Below are 20227 nucleotides of genomic sequence, written 5' to 3' on the forward strand. Positions count from 1 at the left end.
ATTATTGCCAGTTCCTTACAAATCGAAGTACTATAAATTTTGATAAATAGGGTTAACGTTACGCATTCCCAGGAATCTGAAATCCTGCATAGCGGTTTTGTTCTGTAAGTCGTTAAGAAATGCATTGCGCCAGTCATTAATATCAAAATTTTTTAAACCTTTCATTAGTTGTTTGTAGCGTGAAATACGTTCATGTCGTGGCATTTCCAGTGCTTTTTTTAAGGCATTGACCATCGCCATTTTGTCGGTGGGATCAACCAGAAGTGCTTCTGACATATGCTCTGCAGCACCTGCATATTTGGATAGAATAAGTACACCAGGATTGGATGGATTTTGCGCGGCAATATATTCTTTCGCGACCAGATTCATCCCGTCTCGTATTGAACTGATCCAGCACACATCGGCTTGACGATAGATTTGCATCAAATGATGATGTTTTATTGCATCATAAATACATTCCACAGGTTGCCACTCTTCCTGTGCAAATTCCTGATTAATCATCTCGATCTTAATCTTGAAACGCTCAAATAAACGTTGATAAGCTGGAACTTCCAAACGACATGGGCAAGCAATTTGTAAATGTTGAATATGCTGCTGATACTCAGGATATTTCTCTAAGAACTCTGCATAGGACAAAAAGCGTTCCAGTAAACCTTTTGAATAATCAATCCGATCTACGCCGATAATAGTTTTTGCAGCATTCAGCTCTACTGGACGGGTAAGGAAGTCTTGTACATCAATAAACTTATGGGCCGCTTTTTGAATCGCTGTTGGATTTACACCAATTGGGTAGCATTTAATTATGGTTAAACGTTGATGGTAGCTTAACAAAGTTTGTTGAATTTTCTGTGCGTTCAATAAAGATGTGCATACTTGCATACACACTTTTTGATCTTTATCTGTTTGTAGCCCCACCACATCGTATTGGCATAGATCCTCAATCAATTGTTGAGCACATGGAATTTTTTGCCAGATAAATAAAGGTGCAAAAGGAATGTGCAGGAAAAATCCAATTTTATTCTGCATACCGAGTTCACGGCAATATTTCGCCACACTTAAAAAATGATAATCATGAACCCAAATGGTATCGTCTGGATCTGCAATTTCGGCAAGTTTTTGAGCGAATAAAGAATTTACTTTTTGATATCCTTCGTATTCTGATGTTTTAAACTCAATCAGGTCTGAACGATAATGCATGGCAGGCCAAAGTGAATTATTGGCAAACCCTGCATAATAATCTGAATATTGAGAATTTGTTAAAGGGCAGGTGACGTATTCAACTTTATCCTTCCGAAGAATATTAAAATGTACTTCCTCTTGCTTATGAACTCGTTCGCCATTCCATCCGAGCCATATACCACCAATATCATCTAATGCATCTTGTATAGCGACTGCAAGCCCACCTGCTGTAGTTTTTTGCCCATTGGGAATACTGACTCGATTCGATAAAATAATTAATTTAGACATGTTTTCTCTCCATCTAAGTTGTTGTTACCCTTAACATTATGGTCATGGTTTCGAATGTGTTCTAAAAATAATTCCAAAAAATTATGTACTTGCTTTGTGTCTTTAAGCTGGTATTTGGCATAGGTAAGCCCTTGACCGACTTTGATTGAGATGCCATCTTCCACCTGATTCACAAAATAAAAACCATCTTCGTCCGTGACGTCATCGCCAATGAAAATTGGTGTGTAAACCTCATACTGGTTTAAATGAGCTAAAACTTCCTTGATTGCTAAGCCTTTATTGGCTTGAGCGGGTATTAATTCATAAACGAATTTCCCTTGAATTAATCTTAGGTTGGGGAATACCTTTTGACCTTCTAATATTATTTTTTTTGCTATATCTTCTAGCTCTGGAGCTTTCCTATAATGCAATGCAATTGATGATTTCTTGTTTTCAATCAGTAAACTCGGATAGGCGATACATGCTCGAGCTAAAATTTTGTAGATAGTTGAAATTTCTAAGAAACGCTTTGGGGTACGTAATTCTTTTTCATTTCCTAGATATATTTCTAATCCATGCAATGCAGCAATTGGAAGATCAAGGGATTCAAATAATTTACGTGCAGAATCAATATCTCGTCCTGTCACAGCTATAACAGGAATCTTCTTTGAAATAATTTGTCTTAAAATATTTAAAGTCTTAGTCGGAATATAACTGTCAGTAGGATCTAGTTGAAAATCAGATAAAGTTCCATCTATATCTAAGAATAGACATGGCTTATTGTAATTTGAACTAAACTTATCTATTAAAGAGTTCAAGTATTCTAATTGTAGAATTGATTCATCTATTATATTTCTCAATTTTAATATCTCATATTGCAATTATATTTTATTATAGGTCGATATTTTTTTTATAATACTTAAGTTGTCAATAAGCAAACACAAGCAGAACGTAATTTACATTATTAATGCTTATAATACATCGTAAACCTTTCTTACATGTTTAATAAGAATTCATTTTTTATATTTATTATGGCTTTGTTACACAAAGATGTATAAGTTGAAGTCGCTTTATTGCATAAATTTCTTCTTGAATATTTTTCAACAATATAAATTCCAAATGAAGAAGCCTGTACCTAAAATCTATCGTACAGTGAATTGGTCCACCAATAACCGAGCTCTCATTAATCGTGGGAATATTGCCATTTGGTTCGATCCAAAGACCTAGTGTATGCACAATCACAAGGCAAGCATGGTCGAAATCAAACTTACTCTGACACCGCTATTCAATGTTGTTTAATGATCAAATCCTTATTTCATCTAATGTAGACCAAAAAGTAAAATAAAATTTTCCCATATTATTAACTTATTAGGTGGTGTTTCAAAAAGTATGCTGGCGTTAAACAAATCCGTTATTAAGGTAAAAGAAAGTCAAATCAAAGGCTTTAAAATGATTTTCGAGCTTTTTAGAAAAGTTGCAACTTCTCCTGAATCCACGCCTGATTCGATGACGAGTTCTACAATTGTTACCTTCAATACCGACGGTAAAAAACTTACCGATCACTTGCTTGCAACATTGAAATGCTGTGATAAAACTATCCCAGTGATCACTCGCAATTCGAGCATATTGAACCCCAAGCTTTTTAAGTCTAGCTTTAAGACGTTGAACCGTTGCTAAATCCCGCTTACCCCAAACATAAGCAAGAATTTCTCCAGATTCTCGATAGTAGGCATAAATAAGCCATTGTTTATTTTGCTTATTCCCTACAAAAGTCCAAAGTTCATCGACTTCAAGACATTCGTAGTGGCTTTGTTTAGGCCGAATCTGATAGATCGATTCACTTAAGGTTCGTAATACCTTGCCAATGCTGATACGCTCGACTTCAGCAATATCTCTTACACCGCTTCCTCTCACCATTAAATGTAAGATCTTGCCGGTAATACCTGAGTTACACCCTTGATAGCTTAATGCATGATCACCAATAAACTGACGTTTGCAATCTTTGCACTGATGGTTTTGTTTCCCATCTACTTTGATGCCATTTCTCTTTATATTGCTACTTAGACAGGTAGGACATTTGATTTGTAGCGTTATTTTCATACCTCTATTTTATCAAAAGCCATATTGTTTTTTTCAGTATACTTTTTGAAACACCACCACTTATTATTCCTTAAATGTCTCATTCAAAGCTTGTTGTACAGCATCAACACGTGTTTTACAGGCTTTGTATGCCACCATAGACTCTTCAACGATTTTCATTAAATTGTCGATGTCGGGCTCTTCCTGTGATTCCAATAGTTCAGCATTCTTTTTAAGGACTTCATAACCTTTCTTGAAAGAGAGTTCTTTTTTACTCATTCCTATATACCTTCGTTACATTTGCTTGAATGGTACCATCCAGTAATTCGACCTGGATGTTATCACCTGAGATTTGTTGAATAGAGCGAATAGCTTTTCCTTCACTACGAACAATTCCGTAGCCTTTAGCCATCACGTTTCTTGGATTCTGAATTAAGGTTTCACGCATCAGTGATTCGACTTGATTCGTTGCCAGTTTGATCTGTTGCTGGGCTAAGTAATGCAGGGTGCTTCGCAGCAAATCTACGCTTTTATTAGCTTCATTGATTTGCCCATGTGCAAGCGTCTTAATCACTCTCATGTATTGATCATTTTGACTTTGGTACGCCGTGATTTGATGTTGAGATAAGAGCTTTATGGTTTGGAATGAATCTAAGACGTCCTGCGTCCGTTCAGCGATAAGATTACGAATACCACCAATCACTTTACTTGGTGTATCAAATGAACGGTTTGCAACTTCATCTAGTATTGTGCGGTCTTTCTCGTGACCAATGCCGACCCAAATCGGAACAGTTCGTTTAGCCAACAATGCTGCCAGTTCGTAATCATTTAAATAGGCAAGGTCGTTCACAGCACCACCGCCGCGGATAATCACAATGAGATCAGGTGGGATATTGAAATCGGTAGCCCATTGTCTCAGACCATTACTTAGAGAAGTGATGATACTCTGTGCTGCCGTGTTCCCTTGAAATGTGGCTGAATAGTATTTGAAATGACATACACCAGATTTTTCTAAAGCATCAGCATCTTTTTTGAAGTCACCTAAACCTGCCGCATTCTCAGGAGCAATTACCAGGACATTCTGAATATCAAACGGAGTAGGAATGAGCTTATTTTTATTTAACAGACCTTCAGTGGTTAGTCTTTCTAATATTTGTTGATAACGCCGTGCAATGTCTCCAAGGGTATAGCTTGAATCAATATCTTCAACATTAACTGAAAAGCCATACTGTGGATCAAACTTGGCTCTGACTTTTACCAGGACATTTAAATCTTTTGAAAGCTCTACACCGCTTTCCCTTTCAAACTTAAGCACCATTTTCTGAGCTGTAAATTTCCAGATGGTTCCTTTACAACTCGCTATAACTTTGTCGGTACTTTCATCCTTTTCAGCTAACTCAAGATAGTAATGTCCGCCCTTAATATTTAGATTACGGATCTCAGCTTTCACCCATACAGGCTCATTGAAAGTAATTTGAATTACTTCCTGTACGGTTGATAGATAATCACTGAGAGAAAACTGAGGTTCAGACATTAGATCAATTATTTGAAGTGCTTAGATGAATAGTATTAAAGCAAAGCTAGAAGTGCAAATTGAGAATATGCTCACTTGACCCTGATCAAGGTATATGGCATATTTCTGCTATAGTGGACGTACATATGGAAATTCACTTAATTACCGTAAAAAGCTCATCATTTGATGGGCTTTTTTTGTTGCTAGATAATTTGGAATAAAATGTGAATGAGGTCTCAATATAAACCAAGTATATTAGTTGGTATTAAGTTCTCCATGATAGTTAATATCAGTTTATACCTGCACCTTCCCCAAGTTGCAGGTTTTTTTTCTTCATTTTTTATTCGATTAATGATTTAATTATTTTGTTGTAAATAAAAACAACGATTCCTTGTTTCGGCGCAAAAGACCAAGGGGAAAAGCCTTACAGAAATGTAGGGCTTTTTTAATAGGAGCTTAACTTAAATTGTATTGGTATAAATTTTAATTTTTTATCAGATGCTTAGTCGATAAAGTGCGTTCAAATAATTGCGCTTTTTTGTTGTGATATATTTTAATCATTACTTACAACAAGAAGAATAGAAATGAATATTTATATCGGTGGTGATTTAGATGGCAGGGTAATAGTGCTTGATAAACCATGTTTTAATGCTAAAAAAGTAAACAAGACAAAAGCAGCAAACTACATTAAGCAAATGTATGTCATACATGGTGACGTCTATTATTTTTGGCGTGATGCTGAGCTTAAATTATTGGAAGTTACTCAACGTATAGAGATCTTACTGGCAAAGACTAAGCGAAAATCTATTTAACTGTCCCTGATAGTAAGTTTTTTATTGTCTTTATCCGTAAAAGAAATTAGTTTAAATTGAACCAATTGTTAAAATAATTATGAGAACGGAAAAAATGAATAGAAAATTTGAACTACATGTGATTAGCCAGATCTATGACTTTTTAGTTGAAAGAGAGGCGTTTACCTCACTAAACCTTGATCGGAAAGTTACGGAGTTTTTTCGGGAAGTACATGTAGGGCGAGAAGAAGATTTTACAATTCTTGAATCAAATAAAATCTCAGGAAACTTTGGTGAAGTTTCCTATATCAATTTATTGAATGTCCCTAATTTCAACGATAAAGATAAATTTCTGAAATGGGCACATAAAGCTTTAAATTTATAAGTTGTAATAAATCAGTGTAATTTAATACGAATTGTTTCATTGTTTAACAAATTCAATTACATAAATAATAATGTGGTTACATTATGAACAGTAATTCATCATAAGGCGGTTAGATAAATACAAATCACAGTGATATGTTTGAATCAAAAGTTCTACATGGATGGAATTAAAGATGAAATTCTTAACTTTGGTGAGCATAGGTGCGGTAGCAAGTTTCTGTTTATTGTTAAAGAGTCACACTACTGAAAATTCATTTCATTCAAACTTCGATAAAGTTGTTCGAAATGCTGTCTTACAGGGATTCATATAAATATAGATGCCTAAGATATATAGCTTTTAAGTACTTAAAGGAGAAATAAGATGATCAGATTATTAATGTGTATATTTGGCCTTCATGGTGCTAGAGAGATTGATTACACCAATGACCAAAAAGAAATTTGTGTATGCCGAGAGTGCTTGAAGAAAGTCAAGAGTCCTTATGAATAGGTATAATTTCTTTTTATGAAAAGACAGTCTAAAAAATCTGAGCATATAACCTCAAATTGGACAATAGAGCAAGATAGTTTCTTAATTGAAAATAGTTTTATGGTGATTGAGCAGCTTATCAATCATCTGCCTTTTACTGAAGATGAAATTATTAAGCGTAAAGAGGTACTAGGTCTCACTAGAAGACATAGACAGATGCGTAAATTTTTAAGCAATCCATCTTAAGAGAGTTCTAAGCCTCTATTTTTTTAAAACGGATCAGACATAAAAGACCCCGTTCGATATCTATTATTCGCGGAGGTTTTTTTCTCTTATGGATGTTGTTATACAACTTTATACACTTAATTAACGTCACAGTTACTTTTATAAAATCTCTTACAAGTCAATCCCTAAAATTTGTGATAATCGTTTGCATTTAGAGTCAAATGCCTTCTTAATGATTAGAGGATTAAATAGAACAATTGAAGGAGATGGATATGACCTCGCAAGAAGTACTCGTATTTTCAGCCTCAGCATTTGGTCTCACATTACTCATTTATGAGTTTGGACAGATGTCCATGATGTTTAGTTAAACCACCTTCGGGTGGTTTTTTATTGCAAGATATAACTACATCACAATATGGATAGAATATGTAAACTGGTTAAATTTTAGTGTAATTATGAATTTACAATATTTACTGGAAGTTTCGTTTACGTAACAAACGAGTAATTAATTATTGATTATTTATTCACATAATAGTTTAGGTATGATTTATATAAAGGAAATTATCATGCCACAATATCTAGCTCTGGCTGAAAAAGTCATAAAAGACATTAAGGAAGAGGTTGGTATTGAAAGGGATCAAAAAGGCCTTTTCACATTGATAATCCTCAAAGTTAGAGAGTATACCCACTCAAGTAATTTAAAAGTTGATCATGAAATTTGTGCGACCATTTTTGATGATGAGAATAAAATTGAGGGTATTAAAAGGTTGGATTTAACCCTAATTCCTCGAATCTCAAATGAAGATGAGTTTCTGTTATGGTTAGCAGGTTTCATACAACATATTACTATTGATGAGAGTAAGAAAGACCAGATTCCTCTATCCATTGTTATGAAACAAAGGGCTTTGTTGCACAAAGATTAGAGCTCCTTAATTGATTCAAATTTAGGATAAAATTTTAATAATTCATTGTTTTTATAGAACCTCTTTGCTTGTTGATCTGAAATCACTTATCGGCAGTAATTTTGTATTATAAGCCTCATTAGGATAAACAGAGTTAATCAACTCATCCAATAAAGAGGTACTTCACATGGATGAAGCTACAATCAAAAGTATGACAGCTGAATTAGGTAAAGGTTTAAAAACTCCTGAAGATTTAAACCAAATGACAGCCATATTTAAATGTATTAGTTTAGCAATGAATTGTTTTACGATTCAGTTCGATGATCGATTAAAAGATCATATATAAAAAATGGGACTTACACAAAATAATTTACAGGCTCGTAGAAACATGAAAATACATTCTTTTGGTGAACACAATAACATTACTTTATCTAATAATTGTATTGAAGTTCGAGGTGCACGTGAGCATAACCTTAAGGATGTAGATGTTTCTATCCCAAGAAATGCACTTGTTGTTTTCTCAGGTGTATCGGGTTCAGGAAAATCATCACTTGCTTTTGGAACTATTTTTGCTGAAGCACAAAGAAGATATTTCGAATCTGTTGCACCTTATGCAAGACGCTTAATAGATCAGGCCGGAGTACCAGATGTTGATGCTATTGATGGTCTACCACCAGCAGTAGCATTGCAACAACAACGTGGTGCAAGTAATACCCGTTCTTCTGTTGGAAGTGTAACAACTTTATCAAGTCTCGTGCGAATGATTTATTCGCGTGCTGGTGCATATCCTGCCGATCAGCCAATGTTATATGCCGAGGACTTTTCACCGAACACTCCTCAAGGTGCTTGTCCTACCTGTCATGGTTTAGGTCACATTTATGAAGTTACAGAATCGACAATGGTTCCTGACCCAACACTCAGTATTCGTGAGAGAGCTATCGCATCATGGCCACCTGCTTGGCACGGGCAAAACTTACGCGATATCCTAGTAACCCTAGGGTATGATGTTGATCGACCATGGAAAGATTTACCGCAATCGGATAGAGACTGGATTTTATTTACTGAAGAAACCCCAACAGTTCCTGTCTATGCTGGTTTAAGCCCCGCTGAGACTCAATCTGCACTTAAACGTAAACTAGAACCCAGCTATATGGGCACTTTCACTGGTGCTCGTCGCTATGTCCTTCATACTTTTGCTAATACCCAAAGTACGTTGATGAAAAAACGTGTTTCACGTTTTATGGAAGGAAAAATATGCCCTTCCTGTCATGGTAAACGCCTTAAACCAGAAGCCTTATCTATTACCTTTGCTGGAGTAGATATTGGTGAGTTTATGCAACTTTCTTTGGATAAGTTAACTTGCCTGCTTGAGCCCATTGTTCTTGGCAATTTCGACGCTCATGATGCTGGAGAAAAGACTAATAATAAAGTAACCCAACTTGATAGATCTGAACGAGCAACAACAGGTAGAGCTGTGCATTCTGTATCTCCAGATGTAAGACGTACGTCAGCACTTTCAGATGAAAAGAAAATTGCTGCCCAGCGTTTAGCAAATGGTGTGGTGGGGCGTTTAAATCAATTACGCCAGTTAGGTCTTGGTTATCTAACATTAGATAGAGCCACACCGACTCTTTCAGCGGGAGAGTTACAACGTTTGCGTTTAGCAACACAATTAAGTTCTATGCTATTTGGTGTAGTTTATGTACTGGATGAACCGTCTGCTGGATTACATCCTTCAGATAGTCACTCATTATATGATTCTCTCGATAAATTAAGAGACGCTGGAAACTCCGTATTTGTTGTAGAGCATGATTTAGAGCTCATGCGTCGTGCTCAATGGTTAGTGGATGTTGGACCAGATGCAGGAGAGCAAGGTGGTAATATTTTATATAGTGGAGTACCTCAGGGTTTAAGTGAGATTTCAGCTTCACGTACTGCAAGTTATTTATTTAATAAAATCCCAGTTACTCAAAGTTATGGACGTACACCCTCTGGTTGGCTTGAACTTAACAATATTTACCGACATAACCTGCATAATATTGATGCTCGTATACCTCTTGGTGTACTTACAGCAGTTACAGGTATTTCAGGTTCAGGTAAATCTAGTCTCGTTTCTCAAGCTTTACCCGAGTTAGTACTTTCATATTTAGGCAATGAATCTGAAACTGAAAACAATAATGAAAATAATCCTTTAAATGAAGGAATGTTGGTTACCGAGGTTACACAGGGTTCTCTGGCTGGTGATGTGGAGGCTATACAGCGTCTGGTACAGGTTGATCAAAAACCAATTGGCCGTACTCCACGTTCTAATCTGGCAACTTATACGGGTTTATTTGATCATGTTAGAAAGTTATTTGCTGGGACTCCTGAAGCTCGCCAAGCTCATTATGATGCTGGACGTTTTTCGTTTAATGTGGCTAAAGGGCGATGTGAAACTTGTGAAGGTGAAGGCTTTGTCAGTGTAGAATTATTGTTTATGCCAAGTGTATATGCCCCTTGTCCGACATGTCATGGTGCTCGATATAATGATGACACTCTGAAAATTCGCTGGAATGGACGTAATATTGCTGAAGTATTAGGAATGACCGTCAATGAAGCACGTGATTTTTTTGATGGAGAGGTCTCGATTGCTCGTTCACTACAATTATTAAAGGAAATTGGCCTAGGTTATTTACGTTTAGGGCAACCAGCGACTGAACTATCTGGTGGAGAAGCGCAACGTATTAAATTGGCGACCGAGCTGCAACGCAATCAGCGTGGAAATACACTGTATATACTTGATGAGCCAACTACAGGTTTGCATCCATCAGATGTAGATCGATTGTTAGTTCAATTGCAGCGATTAGTCGATGCGGGTAATACCGTGGTTATGATTGAGCATGATATGCGTGCCGTTGCACAAGCAGATTGGGTGATTGATGTGGGACCAGGTGCTGGAAATGCTGGTGGGAATATTGTTGTGGCAGGAACACCAAAACAAATAACAGAAAATCAAGATAGCCGTACTGCTCCATATTTAGTTAATGAGTTAGTGAGTCGTGATACTAAACGTTGATATTGCGAGTGGGTAGAATAAAACCTTAAATTAAAAGCCTGTAAAATCAATCAGATATTTTTTTGTTTTAGGTGGTGTGTCAGCATGAAATCTAAAAGTTTTTTTCAACTAAGGGCTTTGTTGCACAAAGCTATCTGTAACGACTTTTTCAGCGATATAATTTTCAAATGAAGAAGCCTACACAGAAAATCTACCGCACAACCAATTGGCCCGCATATAATCGAGCTCTCATTAATCGTGGGAATATTGCCATTTAGTTCGATTCAAAGACACAATGGTATGCAGAACTTCAAGGCTACTTTGAAATCTAAGGAACTTCATGGTGTAGTTAGGTGTATCGGATTTAACATAATTAAGATTATACGAAGTATATATGGTAAGACGGAGAAATTTGTGGAATAGACGTTGAACGACACATCAGTTGGGCTTTGTTGCACAAACCTATCTATAAAGGCTTATTCGGCAATATAATTTGCAAATGAATAAGCCTACACCCAAAATTTATCGTACAACCAATTGGTCTTCTTATAACAGTGCATTAATAAATCGAGGAAATCTCTCAATTTGGTTTGATACTAAGACTCAATGGTATGCGCAACCAGAAGGCAAGCATGGTCGAAATCAAACTTATTCTGACGCAGCCATCCAATGCTGCTTAATGATTAAATCTCTATTTCGATTGTCTTTACGCATGGTCACAGGCTTTGTTCAAAGTATCATTAAACTTTACGGATTAGATTGGACAGCACCGGATTATTCAACCATTTGTAGAAGACAAAAGCATATTGATATTCAAATTAGCTATGAAAAGAGTTGCAATAGACTGCATCTACTCGTCGATTCCACTGGCTTGAAGTTCTTAGGTGAAGGTGAATGGAAACGTAAGAAACATCAACCTGAATATCGTCGCCAATGGCGTAAACTACATATTGGGATAGATTCTAAAACCCTACAAATACGAGCAGTTCAGCTTACAACCAATAACGTGAGTGATTCGCAAGTCCTTGTTGATTTACTAGATCAAATTCCGTTGAATGAACAAATTGATTCAGTCTATACAGATGGGGCTTATGATACAAAATAATGCCGTCAGGTCATTGCAGATCGGCAAGCACATGCAGTGATTCCTCCTAGACAAAATGCGAAGCCTTGGAAAGATACAAAGACCAGTTCGCTAGAGCAAAATGAATTACTACGAACAGTTAAACGTTTCGGCAGGACACTATGGAAAAAATGGGCAGGCTATCATCGCCGAAGTTAGGTCGAAACCAAGATGCATTGCATCAAGTTATTAGGCGATAAACTCAGTGCAAGGAGTTTTGATAGTCAGGTCAATGAAATCCATGCACGCGCAGCCGTGTTAAATAAATTTACAGAATTAGGCAGACCTCATACCCAAGTTGTCACTTAAATTTGAGATGCTTAGAGAACTCTATCTTTAAGAGCTTTATGCAACAAAGCCTACTTAAACAACAAAATGACGATAATAATTAGGTAATCCTCCAATAAATAACCGAAGTTAAAAGTTAAAAATAAAATCCCCCCCTTATTATATTTTTAATTAGGGTGTGTTGACACTTTTAGCTTAAAAAATAGCGAAGTAGTAAAATCAAATCGCCAAACCCAATTTTACCATTCGCTATGCCTCGTACCATGCTGACAGATCAACACTGGCAAAAGTTGAAAGTTATTCTGCGTAATTTATCCATTCACCACAACTCAAATTTACGCAATTTTATTGAAGCTATTCTCTATAGAATTAGAACAGGCTGTCCGTGGCGAGATATTCCTTGTTGTTTTGGTCATTCAAACTCTATTTTCAAACGTTTTAATCGTTGGTCAAGCAGCGGTAAGTTACTTAGATTATTCAAATTACTAGCCTCATGCCCCGATATGGAGTGGATTTTTATTGATGGCTCTCATGTACGTGCTCATCAACATTCTGCCGGCATAGCGAATCAATCTATTTCTAAAAGTGTAGGAGGAAACTCCTCAAAAATACATTTGATTGTTGATGCACATGGCAATCCTATTGATTTCATGATTACCGATGGAACCACACATGATGTTAAAGTTGCACCTGATTTAATATCAACATTAGATTTAAAAGAGACAAAAGTGGTATGTGCAGATAAAGGCTATGATTCAGAACCACTGCGTGAACAGATCAGGAAAACAGGGACTAAAGCGAATATACCAAAGAAAACAAATAGCCAATCGAACAATGACCATATGGACTGGTATTTATATAAAATCAGGCATTTAGTTGAAAATATGTTTTGTAGATTAAAGCAATTTAGAGGAATAGCTACTCGATATGACAAGCTCAAAAGAAATTATCAAAGTTCTGTTGCTTTAGCCTGTATATTTTTATGGCTACCTTTATAGGGTTAATTATGAACAGTAAATGTCAACAGACCCTAATGAATTTTTAATTTTCTTTAATAACACATCAAAATAAAGCACCTGTTTGCTCCGACATTAATAATTCTGAAGTTCTTTTAATTCTGATTCCAATGCTACTATCCGACTAACTAACTTTTTATTTTCTTCTTGCATCAGTCTCGTTTCCTGATGCTCATTTTTATTTTGTACATTCAAAGGGCTTTGTTGCATAAAGCCTTTGACGGCAGAGTTTTCCTAAGTTGCTAAAATTTAAGTGACAACTTGGGTATGAGGTCTGCCTAATTCTGTAAATTTATTTAACACGGCTGCGCGTGCATGGATTTCATTGACCTGACTATCAAAACTCCTTGCACTGAGTTTATCGCCTAATAACTTGATGCAATGCATCTTGGTTTCGACCTAACTTCGGCGATGATAGCCTGCCCATTTTTTCCATAGTGTCCTGCCGAAACGTTTAACTGTTCGTAGTAATTCATTTTGCTCTAGCGAACTGGTCTTTGTATCTTTCCAAGGCTTCGCATTTTGTCTAGGAGGAATCACTGCATGTGCTTGCCGATCTGCAATGACCTGACGGCATTATTTTGTATCATAAGCCCCATCTGTATAGACTGAATCAATTTGTTCATTCAACGGAATTTGATCTAGTAAATCAACAAGGACTTGCGAATCACTCACGTTATTGGTTGTAAGCTGAACTGCTCGTATTTGTAGGGTTTTAGAATCTATCCCAATATGTAGTTTACGCCATTGGCGACGATATTCAGGTTGATGTTTCTTACGTTTCCATTCACCTTCACCTAAGAACTTCAAGCCAGTGGAATCGACGAGTAGATGCAGTCTATTGCAACTCTTTTCATAGCTAATTTGAATATCAATATGCTTTTGTCTTCTACAAATGGTTGAATAATCCGGTGCTGTCCAATCTAATCCGTAAAGTTTAATGATACTTTGAACAAAGCCTGTGACCATGCGTAAAGACAATCGAAATAGAGATTTAATCATTAAGCAGCATTGGATGGCTGCGTCAGAATAAGTTTGATTTCGACCATGCTTGCCTTCTGGTTGCGCATACCATTGAGTCTTAGTATCAAACCAAATTGAGAGATTTCCTCGATTTATTAATGCACTGTTATAAGAAGACCAATTGGTTGTACGATAAATTTTGGGTGTAGGCTTATTCATTTGCAAATTATATTGCCGAATAAGCCTTTATAGATAGGTTTGTGCAACAAAGCCTAATAGATCTAATAATATTGCTGGCATTAAAATTATATCCAAACACAGAAATCACCCTCTTCAACTTTTCACCTAACATCATATAAACATATTGTACACTTTATAAACATTTGATTTACTATGAATATTAGCGATCAATGTATTAGAACAAAGAGTATAAATTTAAGGGAGTGCATTTCCTTGCAGTTACAAAGTCTTCGTCTATCAAATTTTCAATCTTTTGGTGAAAGTTCCACAGAACTCTCGCTTGAACAAATTACATATCTAATTGGTCCAAATGGCTCTGGAAAGACAGCTTTATTACAAGCTTTATGCCGGCTATTTGCATTTGACCCTTCTTTACGTCGTATTATTCGATCAGATTTTCACGTTCCGCATGATGAAGAAACTCCACCAGATGAAAGAAAATTATGGATTGAAGCAAACTTTACTTTTCCAGAACTAGTAAATGATACAGATAACTTTACAGTTGCGCCTCACTTTGGGCATATGCGTCTAGATGATCAAAATGGTATTCCTCGAGTTCGCTTTCGATTAAATGCAACAATGGGGATTGATGGAGACATTGAGGAAGAGTTTGTATATGTACTTGATATTAACCCAGATGGTACACCTCTCAATACCTCAACAGTTCCTAGAACCGAACGTAACCATATTCACGTTCACTATTTACCAGCTCAAAGGGATCCAGCTGATCATATTGCTTATAGTACCAATGCTTTATTAGGTCGCATGCTACGAGCTATTAATTGGGAAAATGAACGAAACACAATTAGGGATTTAACCAATCAAATAAGCGATAACCTCAAAGCTAATTTATCTATTGATGCATTCAGTACCAATTTAAAAAAGATATGGGAAAAACTGCATAAAGGTAACTTCTTTACCGACCCGAAAATTACATTCGTAGCATCTGAGATTGAAGCACTTCTAAGACATATGTCCATCTCATTCTCTCCTGGCCATGACGAAAACCTTGTCGACTTTTCAAGACTGAGCGATGGTCAGAAATCGATGCTTTATTTGTCACTAGTATTGTCATCTCAATCTATTGGCCGTTCAGTATTGGCAGAGGAAGATAAATCCTTTAATGCTATTAAACTTCGCCCCCCTGCTTTTACATTGATTGCTTTGGAAGAACCTGAAAATAGTCTATCTCCTCACTATCTTGGTAGGATTGTAAATGCCATCAATTCAGTCCTTGGTAAAGGAGATGCTCAAGCCCTAATTGCTACACATGCACCTTCTATGATCAAACGCATTCCCCCAGAATATATCCGCTATTTACGACTTTCAGCTAATCGTTGTACCAAAATCACAAATATTATCCTTCCAGAATGTTTAGATGAAGGACATAAATTTGTACGGGAAGCAGTACAAGCTTTTCCTGAAATATATTTCTCTAGATTAGTCTTGCTTGTTGAAGGTGACAGTGAAGAAATTGTACTACCACGTATTCTTCAAGCCAAAGAAGCATCGGTTGATGAATCTGCAGTGACTATTGCACCTTTAGGAGGGAGACATGTTAACCACTTTTGGCGGTTACTCTCAGCACTTGAAATTCCATACCTAACTTTGCTTGATCTTGATGTAGCTCGCTATGGAGCTGGATGGGGCCGTATTAAATATGTTAATGATCAACTTATAAAATTTGAACCTACAAAAGCACTTCCAAGTGAGTGGCCTCTTCCTAAATGGAATACGACTGATACACCCATCCGCACCCATCATTTCTATCAGGAAATAGATCTTTTTGCAGAGTTAGAAAATCGAGGAATATTTTTTTCAAACCCAATGGACTTGGATTTCTCCATGCTAAAAGCTTATCCAAATGCATATGAAGTTGAAGAAGAATATCCAGATGAAGGAACGATTAAATCTGTCCTTGGTAAAAGCCATGTCAATTCACAACAATATTCTGAGAATGAACTAAAACTGTTTAGTACTTACCATAGATGCTTCAAACTTGGTAGTAAACCAGCTGCCCATATTAATGCATTAGCCCAATTAGATAACATAACCTTATTAGGAAGAATACCTGAGTCTTTTGGCCGATTAGCCGATGCTGTTATTAGCAAACTTGAGGAGCTTCCTGAGTGATATCTATCGACATATGGAAACCTTCAGATGGCTTAATACTTGAACCCAATGCTTTAAGAGCGGCAAAAGAGTTAGAAAGATGTCTCGCCTTAACTGCTGGGCCTGGAGCAGGAAAAACAGAAATGCTTGCTCAAAAAGCAGACTTCTTGTTGAGAACAAATTCATGTCCTTATCCTAAACGCATTCTAGCAATCTCATTCAAAGTTGATGCCAGTAAAAATCTCAAAGAACGAGTTTATCGTCGATGTGGTACTGACCTATCATCTAGATTTGATAGTTATACTTTTCATTCTTTTGCTAAACGAATTATTGATAAATTTCGAGCAGTTTTAACAGGCGAAGATACGTTAGATGCAGGATACAAAATTAGTGAACGCAAGAATGGGCGTACTCGAAACCAAATCAGCTATGAAGATCTAGTTCCATTAGCCATACAAATTTTGAATCAGTCGCATATTGCCCGAAATGCCATTCGACAAACATATAGCGACGTCTTTTTAGATGAATTTCAAGATTGTACTGATAAACAATATGAGCTTGTTAAACTAGCTTTCCAGAATACTTGTATACGCCTAACAGCGGTTGGAGACATCAAGCAAAAAATTATGGGATGGGCAGGTGCATTAGACGGCATCTTCGCAACTTTTGCTCTGGACTTTAATGCTATTTCACTTAACTTATATCTAAACTTTCGATCAAAACCACTTCTTCTTAGAATGCAAAATGAAATTATCCGTGTACTTGATCCTCCATCTGTAATGCCTGATAACCAACTTGCAGGTGATGAAGGAGAGGCTCTAGATTTTCGATTTGATAATAGCCGAGAGGAAGCTGAGTATTTAACTGACTTAATCACAACTTGGATAAATAGCGAACAAATACCTCCAGCCGAAATTGCAATACTCATTTCAAAACAACCTGAATATTATGGACATCATTTAATGGACCTTTTCGCAGAGAGAGGTATTCCATATAGAAATGAACAACAAATGCAGGATATTTCGGTGGAACCTGCCGCAAGACTTATTGTGGACTATTTATCTTGTCTATATAACCAATGTAAACCTAAAGCATGGGTTCGATTGATAAATCTATTAATTCCATTTGAAGAAGAGGATATTCAACTAAATATTAGAACCGACATTGATCAGCTCATTAAACGACACAGAAAAGATATAGCAAAACAATCATCTGAAGATCCTCACTCAAGATGGTGGCACTTTATAACTGAATTCATTGAACAAATTGGGAAAGAAACTATAATAGCTTTATCTCCAGAATATGAATCCATAGATCGGTTAAAAGAAATTTTACGGAATACAAAATCTCGAATAGAAGAACTTCTTAAAATAGATTCTAATTTAGTGAATGCACTAGAACGTTTCTCGGATGATCAGACCATTCGTATCCTAACAATCCATAAAAGCAAAGGCTTAGAATTTGATACCGTAATTTTACTAGGTGTTGAAGATCAAACATTTTGGGGAAAAGCGGATGAAGAACGTTGCTCTTTCTTTGTTGGAGTCTCTAGAGCTAAACGTCGTCTAATTATGACATCTTGTGCAGAACGAGAACGCCCACCCTCTTATACTAACCGATGGGACATTCAACGAGCATCTCACTCAGAATTTTTGAGTTATTTACCAAAAGCTTAGTCTTTAATATACAAGCTTGGAGGTTCGTTTTCAGAAAATGACATCTGTCATGTCGTTGAAAGGTGTCATCGAATGTCGTTAAGCATACTAAAGTATAGATTAATCGTTTAGGAAAATGACAACTGATGTGTCGTTCAACGATAGAGGCTATGTCAATTGATGCATTTGCTGAACGTAATAATTTGCAGACTTTATCGTAATTTTCAAATACGAATCCTTTCTCTTTAATTATGCGAATCAGTGATTGACTATTTGCTAATAAAAAAATCCCACCCTATATAGAGAACGGGCTGAATAAGAGAAACCTACAGCTTTGATTTCACATAGAATTATCCAGAGTTATTACTTAATAAACTCTTTTTATAGGATAATTCATTGTATTACTAAAGGAATTTCTATAATTCCTAGTTTGTGTCTAGTCCCATTTGAGAGATCGCCAATATTTTCATAAATCCAATCAACTAGCTCATCTCCCACCATGACTCTAATGTTGTGATCCTCTGCATATTGGATTGAAGACTCAGATAAATTCCCCGTAGTTATGAACCACTTTTCATGTTCTATATCATCGGTGTCAACATAAGCAATAAGCTGTTCTAATCCATGCTTGCTAGAGATATTACAGTGATGTTTAACCTGAAAAAATAAATTTGATTCTGAAAACCTATCAATTTTGCTAGCTTTTATGTCAATATCTGAAATATCAGAACTTTGGTTTTTAGCCTGTTTTTTAGCTGTATATCCCTCTATTTTTAAAAGCTCAAGGATAAGAAGTTCAAGCCCTTCACCGCCTGCTGCTAACCAAGTTGTCCCTGTTGTCAAAGATTTAAGTAGATTCTCCTTAAAACTAGCCTCAGCCTCTGCTATTTTTTCCAATAGATAACTTTCTTGTTTATATGTACCATTAGATGCTATTGATTCAATAATTCTTTCAATTTCATCTTTGAACTCTTTTAAGTTTGTATTATGTGCTTGTATTTTTAGCCTACTCTCTAATCCATGTGTAAGAGACTTTCTTGGGATTCGTAGAATATGACCTTCATTCGTTCTGAAGAAATTTACGTTAATAAGGTTACAGGCTTTTTTATCTGTCAGACTCAAGTCAAAAGTTTTTTTCCCACTTACTATTCCTATAGCAATTGATTTTGCTAAGGGAACGATCACGATATCACCTTCGGTCAGATTAAAAAATCTTTTAATACGATTAGTGCTTCTACCTATGCCTTTAACATATTGTTGTTTAATTTCTTTAATTACTTCAGGTAAAGTCGAAAAATTTGAAAAGTTTACTTTAGACCAACCATAACCAACTCTATCAGTCTCGATAATTGAGATATGGCTTCTAACTAATAATATATTCATCATTTTTAATACAAGTATTTGTTTTGGCTAGTATCTTATAAATCAAGAATTTTATTTTTTCTAGCTTTTAAGGCGGGCATTTCATAAAGATTAGGACGTCAATCTCATGTGATTAAGTGTGATCGTCTGTTATAATTCAGCAACTTATGAGGGGTAAGTCATGTTTAAAAAATTATTATTAGGGTTAATCATTGCTGTTCCTGTTATAGCTCAAGCTGATTGGATGGAATGGAGTAAAGATGATGAATTTGTTACTTATATAGACCCAGACCGTACGGTAAAGACTTATGAAACACTGGAACAAGCGGAAGTTTGGCTAAAGATGGTTGTTCATACAGACTTATCTAAAGATGGTTTGAGTATTGGTGATCACAGATTATTAAAATATGGAGTTAAATGTAAGACGAATGAACTAGGACTTCTCGCTTACTATTCTTATAAAAAGACTAAGTTAATAGATTCTCAAATCTTCCGTTCACCTCAATACGAACCTGTAATACCTGACTCAAAAGGCGAGAATATTTTGTATGCTGTGTGCTCTGCTTTGTATGGCCAAGGTAATTCATAACACCAAAAAGCCCTTACATTGTTGAGTAAGGGCTTGATT

At 36.1% G+C, this 20227-nt stretch carries 15 protein-coding genes and 4 pseudogenes; 12 read left to right on the top strand and 7 right to left on the bottom strand.

Features of this window, described 5'->3' with window-relative positions; all coding sequences use genetic code 11:
• Positions 1-30 precede the first annotated feature (30 nt).
• Both AC5EUN_RS17005 and otsB read right to left on the bottom strand, forming a co-directional pair.
• Positions 31-1467 carry a trehalose-6-phosphate synthase gene (locus AC5EUN_RS17005; RefSeq protein WP_151732050.1) on the bottom strand — a complete coding sequence of 479 codons (1437 nt, stop codon included), beginning with the start codon at positions 1465-1467 and terminating at the stop codon, positions 31-33.
• Positions 1455-2306 (bottom strand): trehalose-phosphatase, encoded by an 852-nt coding sequence (gene otsB, locus AC5EUN_RS17010; protein WP_493352495.1) that lies wholly within the window; start codon positions 2304-2306, stop codon positions 1455-1457. Before otsB ends, AC5EUN_RS17005 begins: the two co-directional genes overlap by 13 nt.
• Before the next feature lie 259 nt (positions 2307-2565).
• Between otsB and AC5EUN_RS17015 the strand changes: the two are divergent.
• Positions 2566-2768, top strand: a pseudogene (locus tag AC5EUN_RS17015) (transposase); the annotation flags it as partial.
• Between the two features lie 76 nt (positions 2769-2844).
• Here the strand turns inward: AC5EUN_RS17015 and AC5EUN_RS17020 are convergent.
• The 3 genes from AC5EUN_RS17020 to xseA all read right to left on the bottom strand — a co-directional run bounded on the left by AC5EUN_RS17020 (position 2845) and on the right by xseA (position 5059).
• Complete coding sequence (locus AC5EUN_RS17020) at positions 2845-3546, bottom strand: IS1 family transposase (protein WP_004986570.1); 702 nt, start codon at positions 3544-3546, stop codon at positions 2845-2847.
• Positions 3547-3609: 63 nt separating this feature from the next.
• Positions 3610-3804 (bottom strand): exodeoxyribonuclease VII small subunit, encoded by a 195-nt coding sequence (gene xseB, locus AC5EUN_RS17025; protein WP_493352496.1) that lies wholly within the window; start codon positions 3802-3804, stop codon positions 3610-3612.
• Positions 3797-5059: an exodeoxyribonuclease VII large subunit gene (gene xseA, locus AC5EUN_RS17030; protein WP_034617000.1), complete on the bottom strand. Its 1263-nt coding sequence runs from the start codon at positions 5057-5059 to the stop codon at positions 3797-3799. Before xseA ends, xseB begins: the two co-directional genes overlap by 8 nt.
• Before the next feature lie 563 nt (positions 5060-5622).
• Here xseA and AC5EUN_RS17035 point away from each other — a divergent pair.
• The 8 genes and pseudogenes from AC5EUN_RS17035 (at position 5623) to AC5EUN_RS17070 (ending at position 13268) form a co-directional block, all read left to right on the top strand.
• Positions 5623-5850, top strand: coding sequence for a hypothetical protein (locus AC5EUN_RS17035; protein ID WP_004984985.1), 228 nt, complete (start codon positions 5623-5625; stop codon positions 5848-5850).
• A gap of 94 nt (positions 5851-5944) precedes the next feature.
• Positions 5945-6214: a hypothetical protein gene (locus AC5EUN_RS17040; protein ID WP_004984984.1), complete on the top strand. Its 270-nt coding sequence runs from the start codon at positions 5945-5947 to the stop codon at positions 6212-6214.
• Positions 6215-6715: 501 nt separating this feature from the next.
• Entirely contained in the window at positions 6716-6925 is a 210-nt protein-coding gene (locus AC5EUN_RS17045; RefSeq protein ID WP_005399465.1) for a hypothetical protein, read from the top strand.
• Positions 6926-7470: 545 nt separating this feature from the next.
• Complete coding sequence (locus tag AC5EUN_RS17050) at positions 7471-7827, top strand: hypothetical protein (protein WP_005327575.1); 357 nt, start codon at positions 7471-7473, stop codon at positions 7825-7827.
• 166 nt (positions 7828-7993) lie between these two features.
• Complete coding sequence (locus AC5EUN_RS17055) at positions 7994-8152, top strand: hypothetical protein (protein ID WP_493352509.1); 159 nt, start codon at positions 7994-7996, stop codon at positions 8150-8152.
• A 42-nt stretch (positions 8153-8194) separates the two neighbouring features.
• Positions 8195-10861 (top strand): excinuclease ABC subunit UvrA, encoded by a 2667-nt coding sequence (locus AC5EUN_RS17060; RefSeq protein ID WP_493352497.1) that lies wholly within the window; start codon positions 8195-8197, stop codon positions 10859-10861.
• 478 nt (positions 10862-11339) lie between these two features.
• Positions 11340-12272, top strand: a pseudogene (locus tag AC5EUN_RS17065) (IS5 family transposase).
• Between the two features lie 230 nt (positions 12273-12502).
• Positions 12503-13268, top strand: a pseudogene (locus AC5EUN_RS17070) (IS5-like element ISAba31 family transposase).
• Between the two features lie 248 nt (positions 13269-13516).
• On the opposite strand, the pseudogene AC5EUN_RS17075 reads toward AC5EUN_RS17070, so the two are convergent.
• Positions 13517-14449: pseudogene (locus AC5EUN_RS17075) on the bottom strand (IS5 family transposase).
• Positions 14450-14683: 234 nt separating this feature from the next.
• Here AC5EUN_RS17075 and AC5EUN_RS17080 point away from each other — a divergent pair.
• Together AC5EUN_RS17080 and AC5EUN_RS17085 are read left to right on the top strand one after the other, a co-directional pair.
• Positions 14684-16603 (top strand): ATP-dependent nuclease, encoded by a 1920-nt coding sequence (locus AC5EUN_RS17080; protein ID WP_049176417.1) that lies wholly within the window; start codon positions 14684-14686, stop codon positions 16601-16603.
• Positions 16600-18258: a UvrD-helicase domain-containing protein gene (locus AC5EUN_RS17085; RefSeq protein ID WP_049176418.1), complete on the top strand. Its 1659-nt coding sequence runs from the start codon at positions 16600-16602 to the stop codon at positions 18256-18258. Before AC5EUN_RS17080 ends, AC5EUN_RS17085 begins: the two co-directional genes overlap by 4 nt.
• Before the next feature lie 372 nt (positions 18259-18630).
• Here AC5EUN_RS17085 and AC5EUN_RS17090 read toward each other — a convergent pair whose 3' ends face one another.
• Positions 18631-19623, bottom strand: a complete 993-nt coding sequence (locus AC5EUN_RS17090) for a restriction endonuclease (protein WP_224469586.1) — start codon at positions 19621-19623, stop codon at positions 18631-18633.
• 157 nt (positions 19624-19780) lie between these two features.
• On the opposite strand from AC5EUN_RS17090, the gene AC5EUN_RS17095 reads away from it, so the two are divergent.
• Entirely contained in the window at positions 19781-20188 is a 408-nt protein-coding gene (locus tag AC5EUN_RS17095) for a surface-adhesin E family protein (protein WP_034617165.1), read from the top strand.
• Positions 20189-20227: the final 39 nt, after the last annotated feature.

This window comes from Acinetobacter sp. CAU_H_S170_2 (assembly GCF_058890445.1).